General features: G+C 72.8%; 1 protein-coding gene. It reads right to left on the reverse strand.

What is annotated here, in order from left to right; genetic code table 11:
• Nucleotides 1-115: 115 nt before the first annotated feature.
• Nucleotides 116-1378, reverse strand: a complete 1263-nt coding sequence (locus DVH02_RS31035) for an MAB_1171c family putative transporter (protein ID WP_114627180.1) — start codon at nucleotides 1376-1378, stop codon at nucleotides 116-118.
• Between the last annotated feature and the right edge of the window lie 34 nt (nucleotides 1379-1412).

Raw genomic sequence — 1412 nt, forward strand, 5'->3', positions numbered from 1 at the left:
CCGGCCTCACCCGCCGCGTCCGCCCCCACACGCGCCTCCGCCCCCGCGCGCGCCCCGGTCCCCGCGCGCGCCTCCGCCTCCGTTGCCGCGTCCGGCGCGCCGCTGGTGGTGCCGCTCATGCTGTCCGCTCCCTCTCCCCGGCCTCCAGGGCGTCCAGTACGCGCCGGATCCGGTCCTCGCCGATCGTCCTGTACGCGGTGGCCACCCGTACCAGCCAGGCGACCTCGCCGTCCTGGTCGGTGGCGTGGTTCGGCTCGATGGCCGCGGCGGCGCCCGCGCGGGCGCCGCCCGTCTTGGCCGCGAGGGCGGCCTTGATCCAGTACGCGTCCGCGAGCGGACCGGTCCGCGCCGGTTCGCGGCCGTCGGCCGCCGCGGCTTCCTTGGCGGCGGCGACCAGGCCGTCAGGTACGTAGTGCCGCAGCTTCTCCACCGCGTCGGCGATATCGGCGGCCCAGCGGTCGATCCGCAGATCAACCGGCGTGTCGAACCGGGCGAGTTCGCGCCGCAGCGAGGCCGGCGGTTCGAAGGGCTGGTCGGGGAAGGCCGTCATCAGCTCGCGCCACAGCGGGTGCAGCCGCACCTGGGCCCTCCGCAGCCGCAGACGGCGCCAGCCCGTACTGCAGGCGGGCACGGACGCGCCCAGGGCGAAGAAGGCGAAGAGCACCAGCTGCGCGGCCTCGGTGATCTTGTCGAAGCGCAGCGCGAAGCCCTCGCTCGGGGTGTCGATCACACTGATCCACAGGAACAGGGTCCGGCTGACGGTGTATCCGACACCGATGAACATGGCGAACGTCATCATGCCAAGACCCACCCGCAGATGGCGGCGCTCGGCGCCCGCGGTGGCCAGCGCCCACTGATAGGCGCACACGGCGGAGGCGGCGCCCAGGTAGAGGTAGAAGACGCTCATGTAGAGGGTCGCGCCCCACTCGCCCGCGTGGTCCGAGACGAAGCGGTCCGAGGGCTCGGAGCGGTCGACCACGGTGAAGAACAGCACCGTCAGCAGGACGAGCGTCGCGACGGAGGTGCGGGCCGCCAGCCGCTGCACCAGCCGCGCGAACCGGACGTGGCGCGGGATGGCCCCGCTGTCCGTGTCATGGCCGTAGATCGCCACGATGTAGCTGAGGATGGCCAGGATCGCGATGGTGGCCGTGTAGTGCTTGATCAGGACGGCCAGGTCGGTGACGGGACTGTTGTTGAGCCCGGTGCGCGCGACGCTGGTCTTGGTCCACAGGGCGACGGCGAATCCGGCGTAGCAGCCCCACAGGGCCCGGCGCCGTCTGTCCTCCTCGTCGCCCCACAGGGCGGCCGGCATGCGCCACAGGGCGACGGCTGTCATCAGAGCGGCTATGAGATAGCCGGCGAGGTCGAGCGCGGTCACGTGGGAAGTCCTCGGGGGGGGAGTGGGGGGGGGC

The sequence above is a fragment of the Streptomyces corynorhini genome, from assembly GCF_003346515.1.
GTDB classification, from domain to species: domain Bacteria; phylum Actinomycetota; class Actinomycetes; order Streptomycetales; family Streptomycetaceae; genus Streptomyces; species Streptomyces corynorhini.